A 13,316-nucleotide genomic window follows, 5' to 3' on the forward strand; every position below is an offset into this window, starting at 1 on the left:
GCTTAATATTTAATTAATTATAAAGTGATAAAAATATTGTTTGAAAATTGGAGACTAAAAAATAAATTAATAATTTGTAAGATTTGTGATTTATTTATAAACAGGGAACTTATCACAAAGATCTAAAACTTTAGCAGCAGTTTCATTTTCAACTTGCTCATCACCACAGTTAAATACTACATCTGCTAATAAGTTAGCGACTAACTCACATTCTTTTTCTTTGAAACCTCTCGTCGTTATAGCAGGGCTCCCAATCCTTAATCCGCTAGTGACAAAAGGAGAGCGAGGATCATTTGGGATAGAGTTTTTATTAACAGTGATATTTGCTCTACCTAGAGCTGCCTCAGCTTCTTTACCAGAGAAACCAGTGTTTGTAATATCAAGTAAAAGTAGATGATTACTAGTTCCACCAGAGATTATATTAATACCAAGTTGTTTTAAAACTTTTTCCATAGCCTTAGCATTTTTTAATACTTGTTTTTGATAGTCAATGAAACTAGGCTCTAATGCTTCTTTAAATGCAACTGCTTTAGCTGCTATTACATGCATCAAAGGACCACCTTGAATACCAGGGAAAATAGCTGATTGGAATTTTTTTGCAAGTTCTGGGTTATTATTACAAAGTATTAATCCACCTCTAGGTCCCCTTAAAGTCTTGTGAGTAGTTGTGGTTGCAACATCGACATATGGGAATGGGTTAGGGTATACTCCAGCTGCTACAAGACCTGCTACATGAGCTATATCTGCCATCAATACAGCATCTACTGAGTCTGCTATTTCTCTAAACTTCTGCCAGTTAATTATGCCAGAAAATGCTGAGAAGCCTGCGATTATCATTTTTGGTTTATGCTCTTTAGCTAATTGTGCCACTTGCTCGTAGTCTATATCACCATTTTCATCTAAGCCGTATTGGATAGAGTTATAAATTTTCCCAGAAAAATTAACTTTGCTACCATGAGTTAGGTGTCCACCTGCACCTAAATCCATACCAAGAACAGTATCTCCTGGTTTTAAGACAGCATTATAAACGGCAGCATTTGCTTGAGAACCTGAATGTGGTTGAACATTGGCATAATCAACTCCGAATAGTTGCTGTGCTCTTTCTATAGCAAGTTTCTCAGCGATATCAACAAATTCACAACCACCATAATACCTTTTACCATGATAGCCTTCGGCATATTTGTTTGTAAGTTGTGATCCCTGTGCCTCCATTACCGCAGGACTTGCATAGTTTTCTGATGCTATAAGCTCAACATGTTCATGTTGTCTTTTGACTTCAAGTTGTATAGCATCAAAAATCTCTTTATCGGTATTTTTTAGGCTATTTTTTTCAAAGCTGAACATATTTGATAGTCTCCTGATATTTTTTAAGTGGATAAAATAAATTTAATGTTTAAAATTATAGCTTATATTATATAGATATCGAAACAAATTAAAAATAAAAGCTATGGGTAAAGTTATTGATCTTGATGAAATAGATCGCTTAGAAAGAGAAGAAGAGAATTCTTATTATAAAACAGTAAAAAGTAAGACATCTGTAAAAAAAGATGCCTTAGAAATAACAGATTTTGGTAGATCCTTAACTGAATTAAGTAAAGAGCAATTAGAAAAAATACCAATCGATGATAACCTTAAAAATAATATTATCACTGCTAAAAGTTTACAAAAAATAGCTTTAAAAAGACAAATACAATTTATTGGTAAACTTTTACGTAAAACAGATAATCTTGATGAAATATATAAAGCGTATGATGTACTTGTCAATAAAGATAAACAAGCAAATCTAATGTTTCAGCGTTTAGAAAATATTCGCAATAATCTTTTAGATCCACTTAAAATGAATGATACATTAGATAAATTAATACAAGAGTTTCCAGATTTGGATATTCAAAAGTTAAGGCAACTCATTAGAAATCATCATAAGGAAGTAGAAAAAAATACTATAAATAAGTCATTTAGAGAGATTTTTAAGTTATTAAGAGGCTTATATGTGTAAGACTCTTAGAAAACTTAGCTTACTGATGCAGTAACTTTATTAAAACCATATGCCTCAGCAAATACTGTATTAGAGTATTCATTGTGATCCTCATGAATATCTTCTACTTTAATTAATTGTATTCCTGCGAATTTAATAGGTTCAAGAGATATATTTTCTTGTCCTATGTTTCTATAATATTGCATTTTATTGAATCTTGCTACTTCATAGTAATGATATTTACCAAAAATATATAAAAATAATCCTACTATTACTAAACCAGCAAAACAAAATATTTTGTAGTTCTTAGTCAAAAAATTATTAATTTTACTAGGATAATTGTAGATGTAGTATGAGATTATAGAGAAGTAAAAAAACATGTAGATTAGAGCTACTCTTCTTGTAAATTGAAAGCATATTGGGTAAATAGTTAACCAGACTAAAAATAGACAAAGAATAGTCATTATTTTTTTTAATCTATTATTTTCGAATTTTATAACACTTAATATAGCTAAAATAAATAAGGGAGATAGTTCAAATTCTGTGAAAACCATAAAAATATATTTCCAGAAATTCTTTATCAAGAGTTGGAAAGGAGTATCATCAAGGCGTGTTTCTGTTATATGATAACTGCCAGGTGCACTAAACATTACTATTCCACCTAAGATAAAAGGGATAAGAAAGAAGTAAACATTTTTATTTATTGTTCTGTGCTGTATAACCTGATATGTTATGTAGGAAAAAATAATACTAAAACACACTAAAAATATTGCCTCATTGTACAAGCCTATAACTAGTCCTGTCATAAAGCTTAATAGAGGAGCAAAATTCTCTTTAGTAAAGCACTTATAGTAAAAGTAACTAAGCAAAGCTATTCCCCAAAAATATTGTAGTGCTATAGTTTTAGATAATATTTGTGAAATTGAGTTATTCAAACCAAAAAGAATCATGAAAATACTAAAAATACAATAAATTTTTTTGAAAGTATTTCGTCTTTTTCAATAGTAATTATTTTATATAAAATAATTATGAATAGAGTCATCACTAAAGCATTAATAAAATCAAAAAAATAAAGTAAAAAAGGGTAGCTTTTATTTAGGAATATATAAACTAGTATTTGAGCAGAAATTCTTCCTGTCAGATAATTATAGTCTAATTGAAGCTGATGTAGCATTGTTTGATTATATAAAATATCCATCTTGAACCTAAGTAGGTCATCACCGCTCATTGGCTGAAAAATATTTAAATATAGAAAAAATAAAAATATCGATAATATGAAGATTGTTTGGCGAAAAGTAAATTTCATGTATCAATTACAGAGTTTTTATAATTATTAATGAATTCTATACCAACAGAAATTAGTTTACTATCATAAAAATATATCCTATTGTTAATATTAGCTTATGAAACTTATGTTAGTATATATTTTATAAAGACTTATAAAATTATTTCTAATATAATAGGATACTCAACTTGAATATAATAATTTATGCTAAAAGTATATAAAATTAAAACAGGTTTAATAATGAAACAAGATATATTTCCTAAAGTAGTTTTACTAGCAGCCATAGCAATATTTATTAGTATTTTTTTATTTGCTAGAGCTATTATTTCAATAAGTTTTATTATGATTATTTTATTATGTTTTCTTGATAAGAATGTTCTAACAATATTAAAACAAAATACATCTCTGAAGTTTTTACTTTTTGCTGCATTTTTGATCAACCTAGGGTTGATATATGCATTATTTTTTAGCAATGATCAAATTATTAATCAATTTTTTAGCTTTTCAAATCCTTTATTAATAGTATTATACATACTTTCAGCTAGTTATTTTTTATCTAAAAATAAAAAATATCCTGACTATCTACTAAATATTTTTGTCTATATCGTAGTGTTTATTTCTTTTATAGCATTATTCAGATTTAGCTACAAATACTTTACAGGAAATTATTTTATAATAAGTGATTTCTATACTGAAATTGATGGAGGCTCTACTATACAGTCTATTGTTGCACTAACTTTTCCATTTGCTGCAGTATTTATTGTTGGAAAAGCAATACGTAAAGAAAGTAAACTACTAAAACTAGTTATGATATTCGTAGGAATATTAATAGTATTTATAGATCTTTTTGTTAACCGTAGTAAAGCAGGATATATTATTGAGTTTGTTGTATTAATTTATTATTTTTTTGTCATAATAAAGTGTTATAGTTTAAATGATAAAAAACTAAATATAACTAAATTCTTAACTATTATCTTAGTTTCTATTGCTACTCTTTGCATTATATTTGTGATTGTTTATAGAACTTCTAATATTTTTCATGATAGAGTAAGAGATTCTATAAAAGAATCACAATTATATTTTTCTAAAGATTTTGATAATAAAACGGCAGAAGAGCTATCCTTAACATCTACTGGATTAAGATTGATGTATTATGATTCTTCTATTAGAGTTTTTGAAAAGTATCCAAAATTACTATTTTTAGGGTGTTCTCCTATTACAAATATCTCAGATGTTACTGAATGTACAAAGTTTTTAATCAATAAAAATGATGCCTTGAAGAATAATCCTCATATTACTAAAGATGGTATTATGCCTCATAATGAATTTATAAATTATACTTTTAAAGGAGGTATACTAGCAGGACTTTCATTATTAATTTTTTTCATAATGTTGTTATTTGAAGCAAGAGGATTAGATAATAATGATAAAGTTTATTTTCGAGTTTTAATTATAGCTATGTTTATAGGCTGTTTGTTTGATTACTTTTTTACTGTTCAAATTCTAGTTATATTATTTTCAACTCTTTTAGCTATATTTTTTGCAAAATTAAAGGTCAAACAAGGATAGGGATTACTAAGTAAGATCGATCATTTAGTACTTATTAAGTAATTTCTTTTTTATATCTCTAAAAGTATATTTTCTAAGTTCTTTAGGTATTTTTGAAATATACTCTAGATAATTTTTATATGGTCTTTTCATTCTCCATGGTTTACCAGGACTACCAGCATAATGTATTATAGCTGGATTATTTTTAGCCTCTAACAACTCATCATCAGAATAAATTTCTTTTAAAAAGATATATTCTGGAGCTTCTTGTATAGTATTTAGATAATATATACTTTGTAGTGTTACATATTTAAATGGTAGCGATTTAATTTTATTACAAGTTAGATTTAGAACATCTAAGTCTCGAAACTTTAGCCTTGTGTTAAACTTATACATAGTATCAAAGCAACGGTTTATAAAATTATTTTCTCTCATTAGTTTTGTATTCATTACCATAAAACCTGGCCAGTATATATAAGAATTATTATTTTCCTCAAAATATTTATGCTGAATCATATTTTGTTGATGCTTTTCTGCGATAACACCAGCCCACTCATAACTAGTTAAGTCAGTATTATAGACTTCACTCATATCTGACTGAAAGAGCACGTCTACATCAGAGTATATGACTTTATCATATTGAGGTAAAAGTTTTGGTATTAATAATCGATAGAAAGTTATTATCCATCCTCTACGAGTATCAATAGGTACACCTTTAAAAATTGATTCATCTATCACGTCAAAAGAAATGGTATGTTTGGTATTTTCCACCATTCTGTTAAAAGCACTAATAGACTTTTTGCTAATATTAGGATGATACACATAAATATCATAACAAGTATCTGGGTTAGCATAGTCTATTAAGCTCTTGATTGTGACCGCGCCGCCTAAAATAATATTTTTATCAAAAGTAAAAACTATGGGTATTTTATTCATTGCTAGTGTATCCTTTGATTAATCTTTGTAAGTTAATTTTTGAATTTAGATATAATTGACTAGTATAGTCTTCTAAATTTTGTTTAATTTGTTTATATTGTCCAGCTGACATATTTATTGCTTTTATCATTGCATCACTGTATTGAGAATCTTGAGAATATAAAATAGCATTATTTGAATTAAAACCATTTATCGGCGCAAAATCTTCCCTAATAATTATTGGTTTTAAAAAACCATAGACAAGTTGAAAAGTACCACTGGTTTTAGATGTGATGTATTTTCTATGCTCTGGGTTATCTTCGTAAGCAGAGAGAATAAAGTCAGCATTCTCAATTTCATCATACATCTTATCGAAATCTAGACGTCTTTTAATGTCAAAAAAACCTTGTAACTGAACTGGTAAATCTTTTATATTTCCTTTGCCAATAACTGTGATTTTAAAGTTTGTAATACCTTTATCTAAAAGTTCTTTTGCAGCATTTGTGAGTAGTTTGGTGCTTTTTCTCTTCTCAGATAAAGCACCAATAGTTATAAATTTTGTAAGTTCATTTTTATCAGTTAATTTAACACTCCCAAAATAATGAGGGTTAACTGGAACTGTGATAGTATTTTTATAATCCATAGTCCTTAAAGTAATAATATCTTTGCGAGGGTTAGAATTGTTATCAATATAGCTATCAATTTCATGTTCAACAAAAAAAAGTTTACGCTTGTCAACTTGATTATGAAAAGAGTCATATACTTGGTTTAAATTTTTACCATCATAAAGTTTACCAATAGTCGTTATCAAAACTCCTTCGACATCTTCAAGAGAGTCTCTTTTAAAGTATTTATAAATCTGTCTTTTAGACATTTTATTATATGAAATATTTTCGTTATCAAATCTGTAAAAAAGACCTTCTTTATATCTTTTAGGATTTATAAGTATTGAAACATGGTAGCCTAAATCAAGTAAATATTTTGTAAATCCTGGAACAATTTCGGCATGACTATGAGAGCAAGGCTCCCAAATTAAGAAGGTATTATTCCCTTTGATTATTGGTTTTTTACAACAAAATAAGTTCTTAAGTTTTTTTAAAACTATCATAAAAAAAACATATCTAAAAAAGGTGATATGCTAAGTATTATAGCATTTAAAATAGAGAATAATTATAAACTAGGTTTCATGAACAAAATTTTTGCATAAATATGTTAAGTGTATTTAAATAGTTTTGCGAAACAAACAAAACACTTAACACAGATGAAATATTACATATCAGAATCTAACTGGTCAACTATTTTGACTTTTCTTAAATCTCAAAAAGGTCTACACACAAAAGATACCAAAAAACTTAGAGTATTTATCGAAGCTGTATTTTACATTCTGAAAACTGGAGCTCAATGGGGTTATCTTCATGAGGATTATGGTAATAGTAGAACAATCCATAAACGTTATAAATACTGGGCAGATAAAGGTATTTGGTCTAATTTAATGAGTTATATTTCTGTGAACAGTTCATGGTTGATTTATTATCTGTAAAAGCACATGCTTGTGCTAGTAGTTATGAGATAAATAGTAATAAAATACATGCTCTTGGTAGAAGTGCTGGAGGTTTTACAACTAAAATACATACTGTAACTGATGCACTAGGTAACCCTGTTAGATTTATATTATCAGTTGGTAATGTACATGACATAATTCCCTCACAAGATTTATTGAAAGGTATAAAAAATGCTCAAATATTGGCAGATAAGGCTTATTTTTCTGAAGATAACATAAAGTTTCTTATAAAAAATGGTAATATAGCTATTATTCCAGCTAAGGAAAATTATACTAAAGATCATAGTAGGTTCCATGAACAAAATTTTTTGAAAAAAGTTGTTAAGTATATTTAAATATTTTTTGCGAAAAAAACACACTTAACTATATGGAATATTATATATCAGAAACAAATTGGTCAACTATTTTAAAATTTTTAAAATCTCAAAAAGGTCTACATACAAAAAATGTTTTTAAACTTAGAAGATTTATAGAAGCCGTCTTTTACATTCTCAAAACAGGTGCTCAATGGAAATACCTTCATAAAGAATATGACTGTAGCAGAGCATTGCATAAGCGTTATAAATACTGGGCTGACAAAGGTGTATGGTGTGATTTAATGACTTATGTTTCAGAGGTTGACTCTCAACAATTTATGATTGATTCATTATCAGTAAAATTTCATGCTTGTGCATGTGGATATGAAATAAATGGTAATGAAATTCATGCCTTAGGCAGAAGTGTTGGTGGACTTTCAACTAAGATACATACCTTGACTGATGCTCTAGGAAATCCTGTGAAATTTATGCTTACAGCTGGTAATGTACATGACATTGTTCCCTCTTTAGAGCTTTTAGACGGCATAAAAAATGCTCATATTTTAGCTGATAAAGCTTATTTTTCTGAAGAAAATATAAAAATCTTAGCTGAAAATGGAAACATTGTTGTTATCCCAGCCAAATAAAATTACACAAAAAAGCATAATATTGATTGGCATATTTACAAAGAAAGACACTTAATTGAGAACTTTTTCTCTAGATTTGATAAGACTTGCTCTGCATTTCTGGGATTTATTGCTTTGGCAAGTACTCTTATTTGGCTAAGATATTTTTTTGTTCATGGAACCTAGTTTAGTTTAACCTCAGTTCGGAATTAAAAGTATTGTAAATTAAAGGCTTGAGAGTATTCTTAGGTTAAAATAAGCGAAAAACCTTTAAATTCTGACAATAATGATAGATCAACTTATCTTAACCTTTTGTCGTATAGACGACTTTTGTATTATTTATCATAAAGAATTACAAAGCAAGTCTATTAATTACAAAAAGAAAACAGTTGGCCTAAAACCAAGTTTATCTTTAAGTGAAATAATGACTATTTTGATCATGTATCAAGCTGTTAGATATAAAGATTTTAAAACTTACTATGTTGAGTTTATAAAAATTTACTGGAAACATTACTTTCCTACAGCTCCATCTTATAACCGTTTTGTAGAATTAATAGATATAGCAATGTCACCGTTAATAGCATTTATATCAAGCAACCGTGGCAAATATACAGTATAGATGCTACTAAATTACCTGTTTGTCATAATTTAAGAGAGTCAAGACACAAGGTGTTTAAGGGTTTAGCAGCTAAAGGTAAGACTAGTACTAGATGGTTCTTTGGTTTCAAGCTTCATTTACTGACTAACCATATTGGTGAAATTGTTAGTACCAATATTAGCCCAGGAAATAAAGATGATAGGAGTTTCTTGACTAAATTATGTCATGGACTTAAAGGAATAGTATTTGGTGATAGAGGTTATATTTCTAAAGACAAAGCTCAACTACTTGAGCAACAAGGCTTAAAGTTTATAACCACTTTAAAAAAAGAATATGAAAAAAGTTCCTAGATCTAGATTTGAAAAAACTATGTTAGCTAAAAGATCGATCATTGAGACTATTTTTGATTATCTCAAAAATAATCTAACCTTATGGCATACAAGACATAGATCTATTAATAATGCTTTTACTCACCCTCATGGCTGCTTTAGCTCAGTTTATTATTAAACCAATTAAAATCAATAATTATAAATATTTAGACATGAAATAATTATCGAACTGAGGTTAGTTTAAGTGTTATTGTGATTTATCTATAAGTTTTGATTAGCTTGTAAATATTCTAAGTTTGTTTTAGTATGGCACTAATAGAATATTTTAATATAGATAAATCGTGGAAACTAAAAATATCAAGGATGTTGATGTTATAGCTTTATCGCTAGGACGTAGATTCTCTGGGATTAATGCAAGTATGTTAGCTGTTATGCCAGCACAAACTAAACTAGTAAACATTGTTGGGATGGGCTTTAATATTGATTCTAAAGACATTAAGAAAATTAGATTTAGAGATTTTTTATTTAAATGTTGGCGTGATAAATGGCGTATTTGGCATGCACGTAGAAATATAGATATGCTTATAGGCATAATATTAAAGTATATTTTTAGATATAAGATAATATTGGTTTTTACTTCTGTAGCTCAGAGGCATCATAAAAAGCTTACAAAGTTTTATATAAACAGAATGTCAGCAGTTATATGCCCATCTGAAATATCAGCAAAATACTTAGAGAAAAAGCCCTATATAGTACCTCACGGAGTAAATACACAAGTTTTTTATCCAGCTGAAGATAGGCAACAACAATGGCAAGACAAAAAAATGCCTGGCAAACATGCTATAGGGATATTTGGTAGAATTAGGGAAACTAAAGGAACTAAAGAATTTATCGAGGCAACAATAGTAACTCTAAAAAAATATCCTGATTGGACAGCAGTAGTTATTGGTGAGGCAACTCCAAGAGATTTAGATTTTAAGAAAGAGCTAGAGCAAAAAGTAAAAGAAGCTGGATTAGATAAGCAGATAGTTTTTACTGGTTTTATAGCTGATAGCAATGAGATTCCTAGTTGGTATAGAGCTTTAGATATTGTCGTTTGTGCTAGCCATAAAGAGGGCTTTGGTTTGCCAGCTCTTGAAGCAATGGCTTCAAAATGCGCTGTAATTGCAACTAAAGCAGGTGCTTGGCCAGAGATTATCACAGATAGTCAAAATGGTTATTTAGTTGAACCCAAATCAAGCCAACAGATTGTAGATAAGTTAGATATTCTAATTTCTGATAGCCAGTTAAGATATACAATAGCACAAAATGGCTACGATTTGGTAACTACAAAATATAAGATTCAAAATGAAGCTGAAGGAATTCAGCAAGTTTATGATCGACTTTTAGCTAAAAAAAGAGTTTAGCTACTTGATAAGATTAGCCGATATATTATTATTTGGATAAGGTAATTTGTCTATATCAATAACGAACTGTTTAGAATTACTTTGATCTAATGTGTTTAAATCAATTTCCACAGCATTATTAGGGGAATTATAGCTTTTAATATAAAGTTTGTTATTGTTAAGGTCTTTTATTACTGTAAATGCAGTATGATCAAACATTGTCTGATTTCCAAGCTTTTCAGTAATTGTTCCTTTAGTTATATCAACGTTATTAAGGATATGGGTAACTTTAGTGACAAGATTTTCATTGTTATCACCTTTATTATTAGCATAATATCCAAGTATTGCCGTCTTGATAAATCTTGATGGTGGCGAGTAATCTCCAGGTAAGCCTAAAAAGCCATTACCCTGACCAAGTGAGTTTATATCTTGGATATCTTTGTTTTGTGAAGGATCTATAGCATCACTTATTTTCACTCTAATTATTGTTTGATTACTTAAATTTAAGTAGTTTCGCAAGTTTATAAGATGCCAATCATAAGTAGGAGCATTTGTCATTACTTTGACATTTGAATTGACATCATATAGTTTTACTTTTCCTTTTATATATTCAACAACTAGCCCTTTACCACTTCTATCAGTAATTAAAAAGTGTAATTGTGGCGCAACTCCATTAATCATAGTACTTTTATCTGACCAGACTTTGTATTGTTGTAGCGCTTGTTTGACTTGCTCTACATTGGTATACTCGCTTAAGATTAACGTACTAATTTGATTTATAGAGGCATATTTTTTATCTGTATTGGTTACTTTTTGATATTCGGCAAATCCTGGCATATAGTTTGCACTAATGCTAAGACCTTGATCATTCTGACCATCAACTAAAAATTCTTGATTAGCATTTACAAGGCCAGTAGCAATTATTGAGTATTTAGAAGAATAGCTAATTTTGGCTAAGTTTAAATTACTTGGCGCAGTTAGATAATGCTTGGTTCCTTTGGGTATATAAATGAGTTGCCAGCTCCAATTAAATCCCCACTCCATAGTTCTGCCAGAAACGGTGTGACCATTTTTAACTAATGTCAGAGCCGTACATGCTAATGATTGTGAAATTAGCATTAACAGAGTAGTACAACAGACAAAAAATTTTTTTATTATAATTTTCATGGTTATCTCTTTTGATATTAGTAATATGGACTACTTCTATACTAACATAGTTTGAATAACTAGATACTATTGATATTTTAATAACTCTCGATAATATTTAATAGCTAATTTAAAAGCCACATATAACTTTTACTAAGCTGCTTATTTATTTATAATCTATTTATCGTTAATTTTACTAGTTAATCAATGCAACAAAATTATCACTCGAGAAAACATCCTAAAGCTTTATGGTACATTATTGCGATATACATGTGGGAATATTTTAGCTTCTATGGTATGAGGGCGCTTTTGATATTGTACTTGGTAGATCACCTTAAACTTGGTGATACTACTTCGTATGCTATAGCAGGAGCTTATATAACTTTGGTATATTTGTCGCCTATAGTCGGTGGAGTTGTTGCCGATAGAGTATTAGGTTATAAAAAAGCAGTGATTTATGGTGCGGTACTTATGTCTATTGGCCATATTATTCTTGGCTTTGGCGGCGATACTAAATTATATCTTGGCATGGCATTTATAGTTTGTGGTTATGGCTTTTTTAAGAGTAATGTATCTTGCCTGTTAGGGCAGCAGTATAATTCTGATGATCCAAATAAAGATTCAGCTTTCACTCTACTATATTTAGGTGGAAATTTTGGTGGTATATTTGCACCTATGCTATGTGGTTTAGTAGCACATTATTATGGTTGGCATTATGGCTTTGGTATTGCTGGTATTGGTATGATATTTGGTTTGGCCGTATTTATACAAGGTTCTAAATATATCCCAGATATTCTTCCACAGAAAACCTTATCCAAACAGCTAGAAAATCTAGTTGTAGTTTTTAGTATATTTTTAATACTGACTTTAAGTTATTTGGCTTTAGAATATCTTTTTGATGGTTATCTATTAGCAGTAGTGACATGTATCGCGGTAATAGCTTTTGTGATCATCTTTATCAAAACAGATACTAGTACACGTAAATCATTAATTTCTCTATTGCCTTTTTATATTTTTGGCATAGTTTTCTGGGTATTTGACGAGCAGTTATATACTTCGGTAGAAATTTTTATACATAGAAATGTAGATACATATTTATGGGGAATTGATATTCCTGCGAGTACTTTTACTTCGATGAATTCACTTTCAATTTTGTTCGGTGGTCTAATTCTTGCATGGATTTGGAAAAAAGTAAAATCACTCGATGATGATTTTGGTAGAATGATAAAGTTCTCATTTGGTTTTATATTTCAACTATTATGTTTTGTTTTATTTTTTATAGCAGCCAAAAATGCCAGTGTAGATGGCACAACGTCAGCTTTACTTGTCATAATAGCTTTAGCTTTTTTAGGTGTATCAGAGTTATTTATAGATCCTATTGCGCTTTCAGAAATTACATCTGTAAAAGATAAAAAAGATACAGGCTTCTTAGCAGCATCTTATATGCTTTTTACAGGAAGTGTTGCTGGATTTATTGGTGCTAAGGTTGCTGATTTGGCAGCTTTTCAGGGTACTCCTAGTAACCTTGATCTAGTCAAACAGGCACAATTATTTCAAGGTTTATTTACCAATATAATGGCTATCTTAACAGTAACAATTATACTATGGTATATCGTTGCTTTGTTCATAAAGAAATTAAAGTAGTTTTAAAA

10 protein-coding genes and 3 pseudogenes are annotated in these 13,316 nt (G+C 29.1%); 8 read left to right on the plus strand and 5 right to left on the minus strand.

Annotated elements, in window-relative coordinates; all coding sequences use genetic code 11:
• Positions 1-90: 90 nt before the first annotated feature.
• A complete protein-coding gene (gene glyA / locus FSC454_RS03645; RefSeq protein WP_066046479.1) occupies positions 91-1,344 on the minus strand; it encodes a serine hydroxymethyltransferase in 1,254 nt (417 codons plus the stop codon).
• Between the two features lie 103 nt (positions 1,345-1,447).
• On the opposite strand from glyA, the gene yjgA reads away from it, so the two are divergent.
• Positions 1,448-1,996: a ribosome biogenesis factor YjgA gene (gene yjgA / locus FSC454_RS03650; protein WP_066046481.1), complete on the plus strand. Its 549-nt coding sequence runs from the start codon at positions 1,448-1,450 to the stop codon at positions 1,994-1,996.
• 14 nt (positions 1,997-2,010) lie between these two features.
• On the opposite strand, the pseudogene FSC454_RS03655 reads toward yjgA, so the two are convergent.
• Positions 2,011-3,281 (minus strand): annotated as a pseudogene (locus tag FSC454_RS03655) (DUF6056 family protein).
• Positions 3,282-3,500: 219 nt separating this feature from the next.
• On the opposite strand from FSC454_RS03655, the gene FSC454_RS03660 reads away from it, so the two are divergent.
• Entirely contained in the window at positions 3,501-4,829 is a 1,329-nt protein-coding gene (locus FSC454_RS03660) for an O-antigen ligase family protein (RefSeq protein ID WP_071794838.1), read from the plus strand.
• Positions 4,830-4,853: 24 nt separating this feature from the next.
• Here FSC454_RS03660 and FSC454_RS03665 read toward each other — a convergent pair whose 3' ends face one another.
• Both FSC454_RS03665 and FSC454_RS03670 read right to left on the minus strand, forming a co-directional pair.
• Positions 4,854-5,744, minus strand: a complete 891-nt coding sequence (locus tag FSC454_RS03665) for a glycosyltransferase family 8 protein (RefSeq protein WP_071794779.1) — start codon at positions 5,742-5,744, stop codon at positions 4,854-4,856.
• Positions 5,737-6,831: a hypothetical protein gene (locus FSC454_RS03670; RefSeq protein WP_066045393.1), complete on the minus strand. Its 1,095-nt coding sequence runs from the start codon at positions 6,829-6,831 to the stop codon at positions 5,737-5,739. Before FSC454_RS03670 ends, FSC454_RS03665 begins: the two co-directional genes overlap by 8 nt.
• A gap of 153 nt (positions 6,832-6,984) precedes the next feature.
• Here FSC454_RS03670 and FSC454_RS03675 point away from each other — a divergent pair, with 153 nt between their 5' ends.
• From FSC454_RS03675 to FSC454_RS03695, 5 genes and pseudogenes are all read left to right on the plus strand, one after another.
• The gene (locus tag FSC454_RS03675) at positions 6,985-7,263 is read left to right on the plus strand and encodes a transposase (RefSeq protein ID WP_156860526.1); all 279 of its coding nucleotides are present in this window, start codon (positions 6,985-6,987) and stop codon (positions 7,261-7,263) included.
• A complete protein-coding gene (locus FSC454_RS03680) occupies positions 7,242-7,619 on the plus strand; it encodes a transposase (RefSeq protein WP_071794781.1) in 378 nt (125 codons plus the stop codon). The genes FSC454_RS03675 and FSC454_RS03680 overlap by 22 nt, the downstream gene beginning before the upstream one ends.
• Positions 7,620-7,651: 32 nt before the next feature.
• Positions 7,652-8,392: pseudogene (locus tag FSC454_RS03685) on the plus strand (IS5 family transposase).
• Positions 8,393-8,492: 100 nt separating this feature from the next.
• Positions 8,493-9,354 (plus strand): annotated as a pseudogene (locus FSC454_RS03690) (IS982 family transposase).
• A 120-nt stretch (positions 9,355-9,474) separates the two neighbouring features.
• Positions 9,475-10,539, plus strand: coding sequence for a glycosyltransferase family 4 protein (locus FSC454_RS03695; protein WP_066044633.1), 1,065 nt, complete (start codon positions 9,475-9,477; stop codon positions 10,537-10,539).
• On the opposite strand, the gene FSC454_RS03700 is transcribed toward FSC454_RS03695, so the two are convergent.
• Positions 10,540-11,685 (minus strand): choloylglycine hydrolase family protein, encoded by a 1,146-nt coding sequence (locus tag FSC454_RS03700; RefSeq protein WP_066044635.1) that lies wholly within the window; start codon positions 11,683-11,685, stop codon positions 10,540-10,542.
• 186 nt (positions 11,686-11,871) lie between these two features.
• Here FSC454_RS03700 and FSC454_RS03705 point away from each other — a divergent pair, with 186 nt between their 5' ends.
• Positions 11,872-13,308, plus strand: a complete 1,437-nt coding sequence (locus tag FSC454_RS03705) for a peptide MFS transporter (RefSeq protein ID WP_071794783.1) — start codon at positions 11,872-11,874, stop codon at positions 13,306-13,308.
• Positions 13,309-13,316 lie beyond the last annotated feature (8 nt).

It is taken from the genome of Francisella hispaniensis FSC454, from assembly GCF_001885235.1.
GTDB classification, from domain to species: Bacteria; Pseudomonadota; Gammaproteobacteria; order Francisellales; family Francisellaceae; genus Francisella; species Francisella hispaniensis.

Coding starts and splice junctions, on each gene's coding strand:
- glyA (WP_066046479.1), bottom strand. CDS start 1,344: ATGTTCAGCTTTGAAAAAAATAGCCTAAAAAATACCGATAAAGAGATT.
- FSC454_RS03680 (WP_071794781.1), top strand. CDS start 7,242: ATGGTTGATTTATTATCTGTAAAAGCACATGCTTGTGCTAGTAGTTAT.
- FSC454_RS03675 (WP_156860526.1), top strand. CDS start 6,985: ATGAAATATTACATATCAGAATCTAACTGGTCAACTATTTTGACTTTT.
- FSC454_RS03660 (WP_071794838.1), top strand. CDS start 3,501: ATGAAACAAGATATATTTCCTAAAGTAGTTTTACTAGCAGCCATAGCA.
- FSC454_RS03665 (WP_071794779.1), bottom strand. CDS start 5,744: ATGAATAAAATACCCATAGTTTTTACTTTTGATAAAAATATTATTTTA.
- FSC454_RS03705 (WP_071794783.1), top strand. CDS start 11,872: ATGCAACAAAATTATCACTCGAGAAAACATCCTAAAGCTTTATGGTAC.
- yjgA (WP_066046481.1), top strand. CDS start 1,448: ATGGGTAAAGTTATTGATCTTGATGAAATAGATCGCTTAGAAAGAGAA.
- FSC454_RS03700 (WP_066044635.1), bottom strand. CDS start 11,685: ATGAAAATTATAATAAAAAAATTTTTTGTCTGTTGTACTACTCTGTTA.
- FSC454_RS03670 (WP_066045393.1), bottom strand. CDS start 6,831: ATGATAGTTTTAAAAAAACTTAAGAACTTATTTTGTTGTAAAAAACCA.